Annotated in this window: 15 protein-coding genes, 1 pseudogene and 2 riboswitches; of the genes and pseudogenes, 5 read left to right on the forward strand and 11 right to left on the reverse strand. The window is 37.3% G+C overall.

Annotated features, from left to right (window positions below; all coding sequences use genetic code 11):
- Positions 1-12: 12 nt before the first annotated feature.
- Together citC and J2S10_RS12140 are read right to left on the reverse strand one after the other, a co-directional pair.
- Positions 13-1,059, reverse strand: a complete 1,047-nt coding sequence (gene citC, locus J2S10_RS12135; protein WP_307408021.1) for a [citrate (pro-3S)-lyase] ligase — start codon at positions 1,057-1,059, stop codon at positions 13-15.
- A gap of 20 nt (positions 1,060-1,079) precedes the next feature.
- Positions 1,080-2,291 carry an NAD(P)-dependent malic enzyme gene (locus J2S10_RS12140; protein WP_307408023.1) on the reverse strand — a complete coding sequence of 404 codons (1,212 nt, stop codon included), beginning with the start codon at positions 2,289-2,291 and terminating at the stop codon, positions 1,080-1,082.
- A gap of 187 nt (positions 2,292-2,478) precedes the next feature.
- On the opposite strand from J2S10_RS12140, the gene J2S10_RS12145 reads away from it, so the two are divergent.
- The 3 genes from J2S10_RS12145 (at position 2,479) to J2S10_RS12155 (ending at position 6,624) form a co-directional block, all read left to right on the forward strand.
- On the forward strand, positions 2,479-4,056 hold the full coding sequence (locus J2S10_RS12145) for an ATP-binding protein (RefSeq protein WP_307408025.1): 1,578 nt from the start codon (positions 2,479-2,481) through the stop codon (positions 4,054-4,056).
- A gap of 19 nt (positions 4,057-4,075) precedes the next feature.
- Entirely contained in the window at positions 4,076-4,786 is a 711-nt protein-coding gene (locus J2S10_RS12150) for a response regulator (protein ID WP_307408027.1), read from the forward strand.
- Positions 4,787-5,268: 482 nt separating this feature from the next.
- On the forward strand, positions 5,269-6,624 hold the full coding sequence (locus J2S10_RS12155) for a 2-hydroxycarboxylate transporter family protein (RefSeq protein ID WP_307408028.1): 1,356 nt from the start codon (positions 5,269-5,271) through the stop codon (positions 6,622-6,624).
- A 453-nt stretch (positions 6,625-7,077) separates the two neighbouring features.
- Here the strand turns inward: J2S10_RS12155 and psiE are convergent, their stop codons facing one another.
- A complete protein-coding gene (gene psiE, locus J2S10_RS12160) occupies positions 7,078-7,521 on the reverse strand; it encodes a phosphate-starvation-inducible protein PsiE (RefSeq protein ID WP_307408030.1) in 444 nt (147 codons plus the stop codon).
- A gap of 140 nt (positions 7,522-7,661) precedes the next feature.
- Positions 7,662-7,767, reverse strand: a riboswitch (SAM riboswitch).
- 218 nt (positions 7,768-7,985) lie between these two features.
- Positions 7,986-8,076: riboswitch (cyclic di-GMP riboswitch) on the forward strand.
- Positions 8,077-8,121: 45 nt separating this feature from the next.
- Between psiE and J2S10_RS12165 the strand changes: the two genes are divergently transcribed.
- Positions 8,122-8,283, forward strand: coding sequence for a hypothetical protein (locus J2S10_RS12165; RefSeq protein WP_307408031.1), 162 nt, complete (start codon positions 8,122-8,124; stop codon positions 8,281-8,283).
- A 471-nt stretch (positions 8,284-8,754) separates the two neighbouring features.
- On the opposite strand, the gene J2S10_RS12170 is transcribed toward J2S10_RS12165, so the two are convergent.
- The 8 genes and pseudogenes from J2S10_RS12170 to J2S10_RS12205 form a co-directional block, all read right to left on the reverse strand.
- Positions 8,755-9,627 carry an AraC family transcriptional regulator gene (locus J2S10_RS12170; RefSeq protein ID WP_307408033.1) on the reverse strand — a complete coding sequence of 291 codons (873 nt, stop codon included), beginning with the start codon at positions 9,625-9,627 and terminating at the stop codon, positions 8,755-8,757.
- Positions 9,628-9,930: 303 nt separating this feature from the next.
- On the reverse strand, positions 9,931-10,953 hold the full coding sequence (locus J2S10_RS12175) for an aldo/keto reductase (RefSeq protein WP_307408035.1): 1,023 nt from the start codon (positions 10,951-10,953) through the stop codon (positions 9,931-9,933).
- A 333-nt stretch (positions 10,954-11,286) separates the two neighbouring features.
- The gene (locus tag J2S10_RS12180; RefSeq protein ID WP_370876189.1) at positions 11,287-11,889 is read right to left on the reverse strand and encodes a transglutaminase-like domain-containing protein; all 603 of its coding nucleotides are present in this window, start codon (positions 11,887-11,889) and stop codon (positions 11,287-11,289) included.
- Between the two features lie 192 nt (positions 11,890-12,081).
- Positions 12,082-12,378: pseudogene (locus J2S10_RS12185) on the reverse strand (group II intron maturase-specific domain-containing protein); the annotation flags it as partial.
- Positions 12,379-12,968: 590 nt separating this feature from the next.
- The gene (locus J2S10_RS12190; protein WP_307408037.1) at positions 12,969-13,163 is read right to left on the reverse strand and encodes a hypothetical protein; all 195 of its coding nucleotides are present in this window, start codon (positions 13,161-13,163) and stop codon (positions 12,969-12,971) included.
- Positions 13,164-13,309: 146 nt separating this feature from the next.
- Entirely contained in the window at positions 13,310-14,203 is an 894-nt protein-coding gene (locus tag J2S10_RS12195; RefSeq protein ID WP_307408038.1) for a DMT family transporter, read from the reverse strand.
- Between the two features lie 326 nt (positions 14,204-14,529).
- Positions 14,530-15,303, reverse strand: a complete 774-nt coding sequence (locus tag J2S10_RS12200; protein ID WP_307408040.1) for a PhzF family phenazine biosynthesis protein — start codon at positions 15,301-15,303, stop codon at positions 14,530-14,532.
- 59 nt (positions 15,304-15,362) lie between these two features.
- Positions 15,363-15,740, reverse strand: a complete 378-nt coding sequence (locus tag J2S10_RS12205; protein ID WP_307408042.1) for a RidA family protein — start codon at positions 15,738-15,740, stop codon at positions 15,363-15,365.
- A 107-nt stretch (positions 15,741-15,847) separates the two neighbouring features.
- Here J2S10_RS12205 and J2S10_RS12210 point away from each other — a divergent pair, with 107 nt between their 5' ends.
- Positions 15,848-17,242 carry an aminotransferase-like domain-containing protein gene (locus J2S10_RS12210; protein ID WP_307408044.1) on the forward strand — a complete coding sequence of 465 codons (1,395 nt, stop codon included), beginning with the start codon at positions 15,848-15,850 and terminating at the stop codon, positions 17,240-17,242.
- Positions 17,243-17,436 lie beyond the last annotated feature (194 nt).

Raw genomic sequence — 17,436 nt, forward strand, 5'->3', positions numbered from 1 at the left:
ATGAACCTCCTTTTAATGTCGTCTATGGTCTGCCTGAATCCGCTGGATAATCCCCTTTGCCTCTGCTGATAAAAGAAATTGATACGTTGTTTCGGGAACCAGTTTCTTCACTTCGTAAAGTCTTCCTTCATGGATCAATTCCCGCACTCTAGAGGCGCCGATTGGTCGCCCTTCGTTCAACATCCTCGGAACCAACTGAACCTCTATACCTTGAGCAGGAAGAATCTCCTGCATGATTGAGTTATAGGTTGCTGTAACCTTGCAGTAAGGTTCCTCTCCAACAAATCTCTTTTGAATTCCGAGTGCCGGAGCAATATAGCGCGTGAATAGTTCTAAGTCTAGCCTGGCATGGGTTTCTATCACATCCTGGAAGTCTTTGATAAAGTAGGACGGGAAAGTTGCATCAGATATGATATAGTCCTTTCCCTGATGAAGAACCACATTGGCTAGATGTTTAACCCCTTCTTTCACAAGTCTGTATCGGATTTCGAAAGGAAAGCTCGACTTGTCCTCCCTTAGAACGAAGATATGGAGCGTTTGACATCTGGACGCTGCGTACTCAATCAGGTGCCGATGGCCCAACGTAAACGGATTGCAATTCACAATGACAGCCCCTGAATTACTCTTGTCCCCATCATCCCGGGTGATTTCTTTCAGATATTTTTTAATTCCATCCGGCTTGTTCTCCATGAGAATAACCTTTGACGAAACTTCGGCGATTGGATAAAAGCCTAAGTCCGAGAATATGATCTTATTTTCCGGCTTTGTATAGATAAAGAGATGTGTCTTTCCCCTGGAATAGGCTTCACGGACAAGATGGGTGATAAGTTTTGCAGACAAACCTATATTCTTATATTCTTCATCCACAGCAATGCATTTTAGAATTCTTCCCCCGAGGGAACCTGTAGCCACGATCTTTTCTCTGTCAACTATGGAGACTGTATATTCAACCTCCCGATCTAAAGATAAATTTTGCTTTTTCAGGAATTCCTCCAGTTGAACCCTTTCTGCTTTCGATTGTAGATTTACGATCCGTTCACTCAAAGTGTCATACCACATCTCAGAATCTCCATTGTTTGTTATATTGCAATATACTTCCTATTACCAGTGGATTGAGCGACCTGTTTCACAGCCTCGGCCACAGCCAGACTCACTCTCTTATCAAACGCATCCGGGATAATATAGTTTTCGTTAAGTTCTTTATTTGTCACTAGATCAGCGATGGCTCTTGCAGCTGCTAACTTCATTTCATCCGTAATATCTTGGGCTCTCACTTCCAGAGCACCTTTAAAGATACCCGGAAAAACCAATAAATTATTGATTTGATTAGGGAAATCCGACCGTCCGGTTGCAATGATTCTTGCTCCGCCTGCTTTTGCTAGATCTGGCATTATCTCAGGAACCGGGTTCGCCAGTGCAAAAATAACACTGTCCTGATTCATGGTTTGTACCATTTCTTGTGTTAAAACATTTTCTACTGATACACCGATAAAAACATCTTTGTTTTTGATAATGTCTTCGAGATGGCCTACTTCATATTCCCGATTGGTGCATTCGGAAATTTCCCTTTGTGCATCATTGAGCATGATGTCTCCTTCAAAAATAGCTCCGTTGATATCACATAACACAATATGCTTGGCACCTGCAGCCAAAAGAATTCGGGCAATGGCAATTCCAGATGCGCCGGCTCCGTTGATAACAATCTTAAGTTCACCTAACTTCTTATTAAGAACTTTAACCGAATTATACAATCCTGCTAATACAGCAACTGCTGTTCCATGCTGATCATCATGGTAAACCGGAATATCTAATTTTTCTTTTAATTGATTTTCAATATAAAAACATTCCGGTGCTTTAATATCCTCAAGATGGATTCCGCCGAACCCGGGAGCGATCAATTGTATTGTTTTAACAATTTCATCAGGGTCATAACTGTCTACACAGATAGGAAAGGCATTCACATCGCCAAATTCCTTGAGGAGCAATGCTTTGCCTTCCAGTACCGGTAAGCCAGCAACCGGACTGATATTACCTAGGCCTAAAACAGCTGTACCATTGGTTATCATGGCAATGGTTGTTCCTTTAATGGTATAAAGATAGGCATTATTTTTATCTTTATAGATCTCTTTACAAGGTTCCGCTACCCCAGGAGTATAAATAAGGGATAAGTCTTCTTTCGTTTTCAATTCTACTTTTCTGTTAATCTCTAATTTTCCGTTATTCTCCCTATGCAGTTGTAAGGCTTTTTCTTTAATATTCATAGTGGTTTTCTTATTGAACAATACATTCAATAATTACCTCCTTCAAAAGTTTTTTTAAATAAAGTCCGGGTTACCCCTTCTTTATTTTTTAAGTATAATTTATACTAACGCATATAATTTAAAAGATATATATTGTAAAAATAAGCACCAAAAAGTTTATTTAAGCGAATTAAGTGCATTTTGTTCAAAGAAAAAACATCTCTTTAGGAGTCAAAAAATGCGGTTACAAACGAAATTAGCATTGTTAATATTATCTTTACTTTTATCTATCATTCTTGTGTTTAGCTTTTATTTCCAATCCTTGATTTCCAAGTCCTTAACGAACCAGCTTGGGGGTAGAGTATTAGCCATTGCCGAAACGGTGGCTTCCATACCTGAAATCAGACAAGCCTTTTCGACAAATGATCCCTCAAAAATCATTCAACCTATAGCCGAAAAAATCCGTATAGAAACCGGTGCTGAATTTGTCGTTGTTGGCAATGAGGAGAAAGTTCGCTATTCACATCCTGTCCCGGACCGTATTGGGGAATTCATGGTAGGTAAAGATAATGATGAGGCACTACGAGGAAAAAGGGTTATTTCACAGGAAAAAGGTACTCTAGGTCCATCCCTGAGAGGAATAGTCCCCGTTTATAATCAAAATGGGCAAGTCATTGGGGTTGTAGCGGTGGGCTTTTCCCTACAAGACATTGAAAATATTACAATGAATTACCGGAATAAAATCATTTTCATCGCTGTGGGTGTTATTTTAGTTGGTATTATTGGTGCACTGCTTATCGCTCGTGGTATGAAGCGTTCAATTCTTGGATTGGAACCGAATGAAATAACCCATTTGTATCAAGAAAATAAAGCCGTTTTAGAATCGATCAAAGAAGGGATTGTGGCTGTAAATTTAGATGGAACGATTACGATGGTTAATCAGCAAGCTATAAACATGCTCCATTTGTCGAATGAACAGAATGTTCTTGGTTCAAACATCTTAGAACAGTCACCTTACTCTCCTTTCTTAGAAATCATCCAAAAAGGAGAAGCGGTATTTGATAGGGAATTTTTGCTAAATGATGAATTCTTCATAGCCAATTACATGCCAATAAGGAGTGAAAAGGGGAATATTACCGGTTGGGTATCAAGTTTCCGCAGCAAATCGGAACTTTATCGCCTTACCCAAGAACTTTCACAGGTTAGACAATATTCCGAAGCTTTACGTGCTCAAACACATGAGTATTCGAACAAGCTCTATATGATTTCCGGACTTATTCAGCTCGAATCGTACCAAGAAGCCATTGAGTTCATTGCCAGTGAATTTGATATTCATCAAAATTTATTGAACTTCATTAAGCAAGAAATACCCGATATCATGATTGGCGGATTACTCATTGGTAAATTTAATCAAGCAAGTGAATTAAAAATCCATTTCGAGATCGATCGGGAAAGTAGTTTTAAAGATATCCCGGTAACGATTGAACGTGACAGTCTGACCACGATTATCGGAAATCTTATCGATAATGCGATGGAAGCAGTAATGAAACCTACAGCTAAAGCAAAAAATATAAAAATTTTCTTTTCGGATTATGAAAAGGATTTAATTATTGAAGTTGAAGATTTAGGGATTGGAATTTTACCTGAACATCAAGATAGAATTTTTGAAAGAGGTTTTTCAACCAAAACTATGGAAAGTCACGGTATTGGCCTATTTTTAGTTCAAAAGATCATAAAGAAATTAAATGGATATATTTCATATTCACCTAACCCTGAGGGTGGGTCTATTTTCACAGTAATTATACCCAAGTCTTAGCATAAAAGGATGATCAAAGGTGGCATACCCAAAAATCGAAGACCAAATTTCCGTACTAATTATAGAAGATGACGTTCGAATTGCAGAAATTAACCGGCGTTTGGTAGAAAAAGTTCCCGGTTATCATGTCATCGGTATAGCTACAGATGAACAGCAGGCGAAAGAACAGTTAGCCATTCTCCGTCCACACTTAGTGCTGCTGGATATTTATTTTCCTGATATGAACGGATTGGCTTTTCTGCAAGTGATACGCCAGTACTTTCAGGAAACGGATGTTATTATGATAACAGCATCTCGAGAGATCAATTCTGTCAAAGAAGCTCTTCGCAGCGGAGTTTTTGATTTTATTGTTAAGCCATTAGTCTTTGAACGTTTGAAAAACTCCCTTGAGAATTACCAAGAGTTTCGCAGTAGATTAAGAAAAATTCAAAATGAAAATCAACATGTAAACCAAGAAGAAATTGACAAACTAATGGAAAAAATTGGACAAAAAGAACAACTCACTCCTTATCTCCCTAAAGGAATTGATAAGATTACATTACATAAAGTAACAGAGGTTTTAAATCAATCGGAGGAAGGTTTGAATGCAGAAAGACTTGCAAAGAAAATTGGGATTAGTCGTCCAACCGCCCGCCGATATTTAGAGTACCTTGTAGCAAAAGAACAAATCAGCGCGGACTTGTCCTATGGAGATGTTGGACGGCCCGAGAGAATTTATTTAAAAAAATAATCATATGTTTGAGAAAAGCGGAAGCGCCTTGCTCAGGGGCGACAGGCATAAGACGAGCCGGCTTGAAGGTTGCTTTTTAACCTTCAGGACGGATTGGCTTATGACCCCGAGCCCCTAGGCGCTGGAGCTGGACAATTCTCAAAGTTAAAATTTATACATTCTTATCTTTTTAAAAGAGGGTGTCCCAAAAGAACTTTTGGGACACCCTTTTTTTGCGCTTTTTAATAGATTGCCGTGAACAAAATGTTCAAAATATACAAAAATAATCTTTTTAACTCTTATTTTTATAATATTCATTTTTTTAACCTTTATTGCTATTTTAATACTAGTTTAATAATTTTATAAAAAAATGAGAAAGGAGTAGGACGTTAATTCTATTTTTTGGCATTGACTGTAAACGGTTTCAATTAAAACTCGACTCTAAGAAGATCAAATCTACCATTAGCATTTATTCTATTAATTAAATCTTAGGAGGAACACGAATGGGACTAAGAAAAGAACTACCAGCAGTAGTAGAGACTGAATTCTCTGCAAAAACAAGTCTTATAAACGTTAATATGTATGGTTTGCCTTTATGGGCATGGTTTGCCGGTTTAGTCGTCGTAGCTTTTGGGACAATGACGAAATCCCTTCCTGTAAATTTTGCCGGAAGTATTCTACTTCTATTTACCGTTGGATTTTTCTTTGGAAAAGTTGGCGACACACTTCCAATCTGGAAGGATTATCTTGGCGGTGGTTCCCTGCTTGCCTTCCTAGGCGCTTCTTTTTTAGTATCACAAGGTATTATTTCTAAAGAAGCAGCCACTGGGGTAAAGACACTTTTCGATGATATAGGTATGCTGGACTTTTTTATTGCTGTTATTATCACAAGTTCCATTCTTTCAATTAATAGAAAGTTTTTAGCAAAGGCAATCGGCGGATTTATCCCCTTGGTTCTCGTTGGTACTGCTTTTGCTTTTATCATGGCAATTGTAGCTGGGTTTATTGTTGGCGTTCCTTATAAGGAAGTCTTAATGAATTATGCTCTTCCAATCATGGGCGGGGGCAATGGCGCCGGTGCCATTCCAATGAGTCAAATCTGGGGGCAAGTTACTCACAAGGATCCTAAAATCTGGTATTCTTCTGCAATTGCAATCTTAACAATTGGTAACGTTTTCGCTATTATCATAGGGGCTCTTTTAAATGGGATCGGAAAGAAAATGCCGAAATTGACGGGAAATGGAGAATTAATTAAAGGAGAAGTTACTGAAAAAGCGAAGGAAGGAAAAGCGAAAAATACTGCTACTATGGAAGACGCAGCTTTTGGTTTATTTGTTGCTATTGGCTTCTATGGTCTAGCAAATTTAATTGGAGTTGGGTTACTTCCAAAAATCGGTCCTTTCTCTATTCACCCTTATGCATATATGGTTGTTCTATTAATCGTGGCTAACGCACTGGACGTAATTCCAGCACGTGCAAAAGCCGGTTTAAAAAAGGTTAATGAATTTATGATGGGTAAACTTTTATTCGTCTTTTTAGCAGGAGTCGGTATCACTTATACCGATTTTAATGGACTAGTCCATGCACTTACTATTCAAACTGCTGTTATTTCTTTATTTACAGTTCTTGGTGCTGTTATCGGATGTTGGTTCTTTGCCAAAGTTGTCGGCTTCTATGAAATTGAGGCGGCCATTGCCGGTGGTCTATGTCACGTTAATCGCGGCGGCTCCGGTGACCTTGAAGTATTAGGTGCTTCGAATAGACTTATCTTAATGTCCTATGCTCAGCTGGCTACCCGTCTTGGAGGGGCTCTCATACTAGTTCTTGCAAGCGTTATCTTCGGCATGTGGGCTAGGTAAATAGGTTAAATAAGCAACAAGGCTGAGAGTTTTACCCTTCACAGCCTTGTTTTTTAATGGATTAGAGTGCCATTTTGCAAGAGTGATTACTATCTTTAACCATGGAATTTACTAAATTAAATAAGTGAAAAAGGGATGATTTTTTAAATGTGGGTTATCACTGTCTTTTCAAATGGAGAAAGTATAAGAATGTTTGAGTTTAACACGGAAAAAGAAGCAAGAGCATCTTTCAAGAATATTCAGGGTTATAAGATTCTTACTGAGATGGTTTACTATAATGATCCATGTTCATCTTTAGTAGCTATTTAAATTTTAGTGTGATACTTATAGATTTATAAAAGTTTACCAGTAAGTCAATTGACCCGATGTGATTACTTTCACTTTGGGTCAATTGACTTATTTCTATTTCAATGGATGGTTTTCCCTAGTATATGATATTGTGACAAGCAAATATTATTTTTTATTCATCCAGGTACTATCGGGTCTTTCACGAGGAGTTAAATTGATAATGAAATACCCAATTATTAGGATTAAGATAATAATCGCATAAAATAATGAATTTTCAGGGTGATCGTGATCAACAATAATTATTCTTATCATTGCCGTTATCCCAATATATATAAAATATCTAATAGGGAAGTGATATTCTTCTTTAAAGTATTTAACAATCATAGAAATAAACTCAAAATATAAAAAGAAGATAAGTATATTGGCAAGAAAAAGTTTAAAGTCATTGTTGCCTCCTCCTATCAAAATCTGAATGAAAATGATTAATTCCTTAACTAGTAAAATAGATAAAATTATACCTAGAAAAACGAGGGATATATTCAAAAATAGTTGGAGAATCTTTGGGATATAACATAAGATAATAGAAAAATTCTGTTTTATCTTAACCATGCAAATCTTCCTCTCACTTTTAAAATATAACTCAACTTTAATTATTCTTAGAAATACTGGATTACCTTCTTTCTCTTCCTTAAAGAAAAAGCAAAAATGCACTCTTAAAAAGAGTGCATTACTGACAAATAAAACCTACACTCTTATCGATCAAGGCATCATCACCAGCAGGAGTTAGCACAGTATCTTTGCAGACCTGTTGCTGAGGTTTCATCGGGCCAGTCTATTCACCTCTCCGGATAAGAAATATTTTTTTATAACTTTAACAACCGACAAAAATAATGTCAAGATAATTCTGTCTTTTTAAAAACACTACATCCCTACACCCATAAGCTTTAAGAGTAGATTATGTGAAATTGTTCAAGTGTAATTAACGGGTCTCTTATGTTCAGAATTAAATGTGAGAAAAGACCTATAAATCAATTAGGCTAATTGGCCGATAATAGTGGTATAAACCATAAATCGTACGATAAAGGCAAAATCATTGAAAAATGGTGACGCAAAACTATAGGGGCTAAAATCATGTAAGGGTGATTATGCTCGCCAGTTTCCGAATACGGTCTCTTACGATTTATGAAAAATTTGGAGGAGACATACATTATGGAGATCAAAGGGAATATTACAAAAATTAGAATTAAATGGCATACGTTAAGACGAAACTATTTTGAACTATTACTTGATAGCTGTCTGGATTCAATTGTTAAAACAAAATTGAAACAAAAAATTACCTACCATACCACTAGATTAATTGATCTGATTTAATCGGGCACCTTTCGAGGTGCTTTTTCTATTCCTTAAAACACTATATGTTTTTGGGTATTATAATAGCTTGGCAATTGGTGCCAAGCTATTTCTTCTTTTTTTAATTATTCATTTCTCCTTCAGCTAACACATCCGTTGAAGAAAAGTCCTTCTTTATAAATGTGGCATTGAAATAAAGTTTAATCAAAGATATCTCACAAACCTGTATTTATGTTAAATAAAGAAGAATCCATTTTGAATATAAGATTAATCAAAATGGATTCTTATCTAGCAGTATTAAGCTTAGGTTTTATAAAAAAGTTTAATCATTTTCTACCTGGGGTGCTCCACAATCGCGCCCGATTCTGGAATAAAAACCTATATATTCTCTCAACTAATATCAAGAAATAAACAACAATATGGCTTCTTCTTGTTAAGCAGTTAAACGATAAAATTCAACTAATGATTCAAAATTCTCTATTAGGATTATTATTACTTTTTTAAAATCGGTATCCATATTTCGCTTTTGAAAGTTGGTGAGGTTACATCTTTATCTTCATTCCACAGGATTTCCGGACCTCCTATTTGTTCATAATTTGAGGATGGAAACCATTCTGAATAAATGCGTCCCCATACATCTTGAAGCGTATCTGGAAATGGTCCGATTGCTTCGAAAACAGCCCATGTTGAGGCAGGAACTTCAAGCTGTGAAAGGTTATTTGGATACTCGTTCGTTGTGGCTACGCCAATATAGTGATCAAGCTCTCCTTTTTCCTCCATCCTACCTTCAGAAAAGTTCGTGGAGGCACTAATCAGTCCCAAAGGCGCGACATTAGAAAGGTTTTTAAGTTTATTTATTGCTTCACCATCTAAACTTTCCCACATAGAGGCAATTTCCGGATTAACCCCGTTGAAAATAATAGGAACTCTTTTCTTAATACCAACGATGCGAAATGCCTCTTTTTCTTCAATACGATAGTTCATTTCACTTCCTCCTTTGATTGATAACTGGAAGGTCATTCGTGGGTAAGCTTTAAGTGAATGGCCATTATTTCTGGCTTCTGACGGTGTTATGCCATGCAAATTTTGAAAAGCTCGTGCAAAAGAATCTGGTGAGTTATACCCGTATTTTATTGCAATGTCAATGACCTTTACGCTGCTATCTTTAAGCTCAAACACTGCAAGAGTTAGCCGTCTGCGACGGATGTATTCCGATAGTGAAATACCTGCAAGGAAGGAAAACATCCTTTTAAAATGATATTCGGAGCAGAAAGCAATCCTAGCTACTTCTTTAAAGTCAATATCATTAGTAAGATTTTCTTCAATATACTTTAATGCTCCATTCATGTTTTTAAGCAAATCCATTTATGTGACCTCCTTTATCAAAAGAATAGCAGGAGTTGAATGTATCCACCCGACATTTCGTGCACAATTATGTAGGGTTAACTCATAAGTAATAAAGCATGTTATTCTATTAAATGGCCCAAACATAAAGAAAAAGCACAATTCTTGCTGTAGAATGGCGCCCGATTGCAGAATAAGAGCTCATATCTAAAACCACTTTATTTCAAAGATATAAAATAAAAAAAGAACAGTGATGTATTAAGACCACTGTTCTTCATTTATTGAGTAAATTTTCCCGGGTTTCACTGAAAACCGGGATCGCTTTTATTTTTCTAGTGCCTCGACAACTTGAGAATCAAGAGTCATTGTCGTAAACCAGTTTGGATACAACGGTACAGGACGTGTCAATTTCTCCAACACCTCGATTTCTTCCGATGTCAGGTTCAGCTTGACAGCGGTTAAATTGTCTTCTAATTGGGAAGCTTTGCTCGAACCTACAAGCACGCTATTTACATGAGTCTGTGCCAGTAGCCAAGCGAGTGACACTTGTGCCGGAGTTGCGCCATGATCTTGTGCGAATTCTCGAATCTTATCCAAGATTGTAAAGCCCCATTCCTTGTCATGCGGAAGGAAATCAAATCCGCTCAGCCGATTATTCGGATCATTCAGATTATTGCGGGTATACTTACCGCTTAAGAAACCGCCAGCTAGAGGACTCCACACCGTTAATCCAACATTGTTGTTTTTCATGAAAGGAATTGTATCGTGCTCAATATCCCGACCAACTAATGAATAGTACATTTGCCCATTAATAAAGGTGGCCCACCCGCGTTCACGTTGCATCTGAAGAGCTTGAGCAGCCATCCAAGCTGGCCAGTTAGAATAGCCGAGATATCGAACTTTGCCTTGCCGAACCAGATCATTAAGCGCCTCAAGTGTCTCTTCGAGCGGGGTGAACGGATCGGTCTTATGGACAATATAAAGATCTATATAATCGGTATTTAATCGAGCTAGGCTCGATTCGCACGCAGTGAATAAATGTTTACGGGATAGTCCAGTTTGGACAAGGCCTGAACCCACCCTATTACCAGCTTTAGTGGCAATGATAATTTCTTTTCTGCGAGTCCCCAGCAACCGACCCAATATTTCTTCACTTTGCCCATCTGCGTAAGCGTCCGCTGTATCAAAGAAATTGATGCCAGCATCCAGCGCTTTGTCTACTAGCTCCTTTGCTTGACCTTCACCGACTTTGTATACACTTGGAATATTCCCTGATCCAAAAGTCATCGCCCCAAACGCAAGTTTCGATACAATCAATCCAGATTTCCCCAATCGGACATACTTCATATTTTGCTCAGCCTCCTCATAATGATTGGTAACATAAATTCAAATTCTTCATTTTAAAAAGAATCTTTGTACTAATTCTGCGAAAATAGTGGTAGTACCTTCTAAATATTCACATTTTTTAACTTCTCTACAATATGGCCCATTTCATTAAAATGGGCGCATTTCTGGAGCAGAGGGCACTGCAAAAGTCCAGAAATAACTAAAAAAAGGGTGAGCACCTACCATAGGTAGTGTTTCACCCTTTTTCTGTTCCTCTACATATTGTGTTTCAGAAATTAAATCTTGAGTTTTGCAGTAGCCTCTTTTAGATAATCGCGCCCTTTAATGGAACATTTATATACTCTCAGGTAAATGAAGTTTATACATTTCTAATGCATCTTTATGCTCTTCTAACACAGTTATTGTTTTTGGATTTGGCTTTACATAAATAACAGGATAATCCTTTTCATCAAATTCCTCTTGAATAGGAAACGCTAATTTTTCTTCATCAACTGAAAATTGAGCATCAATGCCCATTTTATTTCCACGAGCATCTAACCTTACCCATTTATTAAGTGATTTAAAGTAAACAGCATTCAAAGCGTGAATACAATACCCTTTTTCTGGCGTATCAAACAACATCAATCGTTGATAACAAAAACCTGTCGGTATTCCTTGTGAGCGTAAAAAGGATGCTAATAGGTTTGATTTTGCATAGCAAATTCCCTCTTTATATGCTAATACTTCTGAAGCGTTACAAGTAACCCGTTTTGATTGAATATCCCAAGAATGAGATATTTCGTCACGAACAAATTCAAAAGCTACTTTCACTTTTTCAATTTCTGTTTGAGCAGGGTTGAAAAGTTCATCCACATTTGCTCTAATCATTGGGTTAGAATAATCAACCATATTTAGTTCAAGTAAATAGTCATTTATATTTTCAGACTCACAAATCATATAAATAAAAATCCACTCCCTTTTATTTTTTGAATATATATGTAAAAATAATTATAATTATACAACAAAAAGTGCCTGAATTATAGATACACTGTTAAACTAAATGACACAATTCATAATCGAGTAGGAGGGGGTGACTAACCCCCGATCTCTCACACCACCGTACGTACCGTTCGGTATACGGCGGTTCAATTAAGTTTGACGTAGAAATTCATATCTGTGATATAGACTTTTCAGCCCTCGATTATTCCAAAAGGAGTTATCCAGGGTTTTGTGTAGAATCGGACTACTAGCGATTCTCCAGTATTTCTTCCTGGAGTTTCCCCATTCGTAAGCCTTGTTTGGTGGTACTCCCAACCCTTTGAGTTTTCTTACTCTTGTTTTGGGTGTTTTCCATTGTTTCCATTCAATCATACGGAGTCTTCTTCTTATCCATTCATCAAATTCTTTAAATTTACTTGGTGTATCCGCTAAAGCAAAGTAACCACAATTGTTCAGTCCTTCCCTTACCATCTCGAGTAGGTAAGGTACTATTACCTCTGCTGACTTCTGATTGTTCAGCTATCTATTGCTAGATAGGTTACCAAGTGTGCTTGGTATTCCAATCTGACCTCCCCAGGTAAGAGTGCAATCTTTCCCTCCATCTATCTGCTTCATTTACTCTATACCACCTTCGGCAGAATGGACTTTGTTTTGTCTTGCAAACTCATCCAATGGTATCTAGCCTTATATGAAGTTCGTGTCCCTCAGACCGGAGGTTTGCCGCTCGCTTCCTTCAGATTCCGCGTCACCACGGACACCCTTGCGTTAAGCTACTGTTACTTCTGCCTTCACAGTTCGGGACTTGCACCCTATAGATTGCACCCATGCTGGGCGCACAAGAAAGAGCACAATTCCTGCTGCAGAATTGCGCCCGATTGTAGAAGATCAAAGTCTGAGCTGGCTGGTACTTATTTAACTCTAGCCCCCTACAGTTCAATAAGGTCAATAAGTTTTGTCCATAAAAAAGGTATCGACAATCTTATTAATGTGAATTGCTGCTGTATTTAATGGATGGATATTTAAATCCTCATTTTTGATTAACATAGGGAGTTCTGTGCAACCCAATACGACATAAGCAAATTAAACATCTTATACATATTAATGCTGCTAATAAAGAGTTCCGGTAATTCTTCTTTACTACCTATCTTTTCTTGAAATTTAGAAATTATCGATTGGTAATAATCTACTGTTGCTTCTGGTCCTATACCTCCAACAATTCCAACCTTTTTCATCCTATCAGTCCCTTATCAGGTATTATTAGATTTTAGCAAGATATCTCATATATTAAGTAGGAATCGTGCTTGTTATCGACATGATGTATTATTTTCAATAGGGTTGTCCAAAAAAATTAATTTTAACTTTTGAAACAGCCCCTTGTCTAAGAATTAACTTCATGTTGTGTTTTTACTACTCTGCTTTGACCACTGGCTAAGACAGCTCCAAAAATTGTAATAATTCCTCCTACAAAAGTGATTCCAGATATTTGTTCCTGTAATAAAAGAACACCCAATAAAACAGTCCAAACCGGAAGTAAGTTAATATATGGTGCCGCACGACCTGCACCAACGATTTTCACACCAGCATTCCACGCAAAATATGCAACGACTGACGCAAAGGTACTTACATAAATAATACAAATCCATGCATTTCTCGTCATATGAATTAGTTTTGGATCAACAGTTCCAATACAACTAATAGCACTAAGAAGGGTCCCGTAAAAGGCTGCCCCGGCAGTCAGTGTTAATGGATCAATCTTTTTTCCATATTTTTTACCAAGAACCGTATACATTCCCCAGGCTACACATGATAAAATGATTTCAATTTCTCCAAGAATGGATCCTTCAGAAGAAGTTGCTTGTTTACCTTGGACTAGCAAGATAACACCAATTATAGATATAATTGCTCCAATCCATGCTTTTATTTTAATTTGCTCTTTAAGAAAAAAGGGGGTGAAGACTAAGATGGTAATAGGAATACCTGCTGAGATCATTCCCGCTTGTGATGCACTAATAGATTTTAATCCCAAATAATTTAAGGTTGAAAATGCGAATACACCTAAAAACCCCAAAACCAAAAATTCCTTCCACCTTATAAAGATAGGAAGTTGTTTCTTATTAAGAATTACTAACCCCCAAAGTATAAGCGTTGAAATTGCCCAACGTATTGTATTCAATAATGTTGCTGGTAACGCTGGACCTAAAAAACGACCACATATGTAGTTGCCCGCCCAAAGAAAGGTAGCTAAGACTAATAATAAAATTCCTTTTTGCATTATTTTGATCCTTTCCCGCTACTCCCCTATTGATTGGAGAAGCAGTCTGTTATTCTATAACAAAGTTACCTTTAAACCAATTGTATGGATTATTGGTACACAGAACTTTTAAGAAAACTTAATGAAGGATATCTATTAATTAAGAAAAAAATTTTCTATTAAAAGAAGAATTTTTTTCAACGGTTAGAGCAATTACTTCTATAACATTGGCAAGATAGTCCCGCCTGACAGTACCTTACCCATAACATTCGTGCAGCGTGTGCGAATTTGGTAAAAACCGCAAAATTTTCATTTACCATTTTATTCACTTTGCAATTCGTAAAAATTTAAACATATATTTCTGCTATGGAATATAAAGCAGCCTTACCGCTTAATTTCGTACGTGTTCCCTCATAATCACAGTATAGGACTCCCCCACGAGGTGATGCCTGATAAGCAACTATTGATTTTTTATTTAGCCGCTCTGCCCAGAACGGAATGATATGGCAGTGTCCACTACCGCATACAGGATCTTCAGGTACATTGCATTTTGGTGCAAATGATCTTGATACACAGTTATAATCTTTTCCTTCAGCTGTAACATGCAATAAAAGTCCATCCAGTTTTTTTACCTTATCTTGGTCAGGATTTACGTTGCGGACTTCATCTTCTGTTTCCAGAATACATACCAGGTCTCTTCCCATATATGCCTCTAGCGGTCTTATACCAATGGCCTCTGCCATTTCATCGGTCACGTCTACCTTTTTCAAATCATATGATGGAAAGTCCATTTCAAATAAATCATCTTTTTTTAACACAACAAGCTCCCCGCTCATTGTCTGAAACGTGATTCTCTCCACATTTTTTTCATAATAGTTAGCAATGACATACGCTGTTGCCAATGTTGCATGGCCACAAAGGTCAATTTCCCCACCCGGTGTAAACCATCTAAGTCGGTATTCATCTCCTTCTTTCACTGCAAAAGCTGTTTCGGAAAGATTATTTTCAGCAGTGATTTTCAGCATCAGTTCTTCCGGAAGCCATTCATCCATGACACATACCGCTGCTGGATTGCCTCCAAAAACTTTATCTGTAAACGCATCAACTACATACTGTTTCATTTATTTGTCCTACCTTTCTATTCATTAGAGATATTTATTTTCTTCACATACTGTTTCTATTATTCTCCCAAATAGGCAATTGCTTCAACCTCACACAATATACCAAGAGGAAGGGATTTCACAGCCAAACAGCTTCTGGCCGGTTTCTCCGTAAAATACTTTTCATATACCGCATTAAAAGCAGCAAAGTCAGACATATCGGCAAGAAAGCACGTCGTTTTAACGATTTTTGTGTAATCTATTCCAGCTTCCTTAAACAATTCACCGAGGTTTTTCATAGTCTGGTCAGCCTGTGCTTCAATTCCGCCTTTAACAACTGTCCCATCTTGAGGATTAAGTCCACCTTGTCCGGAAGTAAAAAGGAAATTACCAGCTACATATGCCTGGGAGTAGGGGCCGATAGCTGCTGGTGCTTCTTTTGTAGTAATTTTTTGCATTTTTATCCTCCTCCATACAATTTTTAATTCGTATTCATTATATAATCATGTTATTATACATACAATAAACCAATTGTATGTACGACAATGTTTTGGAAGGTAACGCTATGCCAATTAATTCATTCGATAATTTCCCAATGTCTTGGAAACCTAATAAATCCCTTATGAAACAACCTTATTTTACGTCTTTAGCAGATCAGCTGGAACATGATATAAAAAATGGCAGTCTGGCTTCTGGAACCAAACTGCCGCCACAACGTGAACTTGCGGATTATCTTGACTTAAACTTTACGACTATTACCCGTGCGTATAATCTCTGTAAAAAAAAGGGGTTGATATACGGTACAACCGGCAGGGGTACATTCGTTTCCCCTCACGTAAATGAATCCATAACAATTACTGGTGCTGACCTTTCTCCTAGTTGTATTGAAATGGGCATGGTAAGTGGTTTTGAACAATACAATGAACTGGTGGCGCAGGCAACAATATCAGTCGTAGAAAAAGGTTATCTAAACAGTCTTTATGAATACTCATATCCGACTGGCCATCCCCACCAACTGGCTGCGGCAATCCGCTGGCTGGAACAAATGGGTGTCCATGTTGACAGCAGCCACATTGCTATTTTCTCTGGTGCCCAAAACACCTTAACTGTTGCACTCATTTCCTTATTCGAGCCAGGAGATAAAATTGCCACAGATGAATATACCTACTCCAATTTTGTTGAACTGGCTAAACTATTAAACATTCAATTAGTTCCTATTTCCGGAGATCAAAATGGTATGCGGGCTGATTTATTGGAACTACAGTGTAAACAGAAGAAAATTAATGGCATTTATCTAATGCCAAGCTGCGCAAATCCGACCACCATTAAAATTTCATTGTCCAGAAAAAGAGAACTGGCCGAGGTCATTCGACGCCACAAACTGATTTTAATGGAAGATGAAATTTTCGCATGCATGATTACTGGCCTAAAGAAATATGAAACAATACCACTGTTCAGTTTGGTTCCTGAGCAGACTATCTATATAAGCAGTACAAGCAAAACTCTTTGTAGTGGTGTCCGTATCGCTTATCTTGCATTCGCCGAGAATTTCCGTGAGAAAATATTACATGGTCTATTCAATACCAATATCAAGACTTCTTCATTAGATGCAGAGATTATTACAGAATTAATTTTAAATGGAAATGCCTATGCTATTGTTAAAAAAAAGCGTGAACTTGCTGCAAAAGCAGGTACAATTTTTGAACGATATTTTCCAGAGTGTCCTCCGCCAGCAACACCATACTGTTTTTATCGCTGGCTGCCGATTCTAAACACCAAACCTTCCTTCCATGTGGAAAAAGAATTAGAACAATCCGGCATCAGAGTCTACCACTCAGACCGATTTATTGTCAGAAATCCAACGGATAAACAATTCCTTCGGGTCTCTCTTTCTGATGCAGGTAGTATGAGCAAACTTGAAAAAGGATTGGCCATTTTAAAAGAATATCTGGAAACATAAAAAGAAGTCTTCACAAATAAATCATCTTTGAAATCTCGCTTTCTTAAGATTATCAAAGTTTTTCATCTGTTAACTGCAACAAAGCAAGCGTTATTTTTCTCTTAAAACTTTAAAAGGTGCAACCATCAATGGTTGCACCTCTATACTACCTACTAAATGTCTGTTTAATTTTTCTTGTCAGTTATTGAATAAAA

It is taken from the genome of Neobacillus ginsengisoli (genome assembly GCF_030813055.1).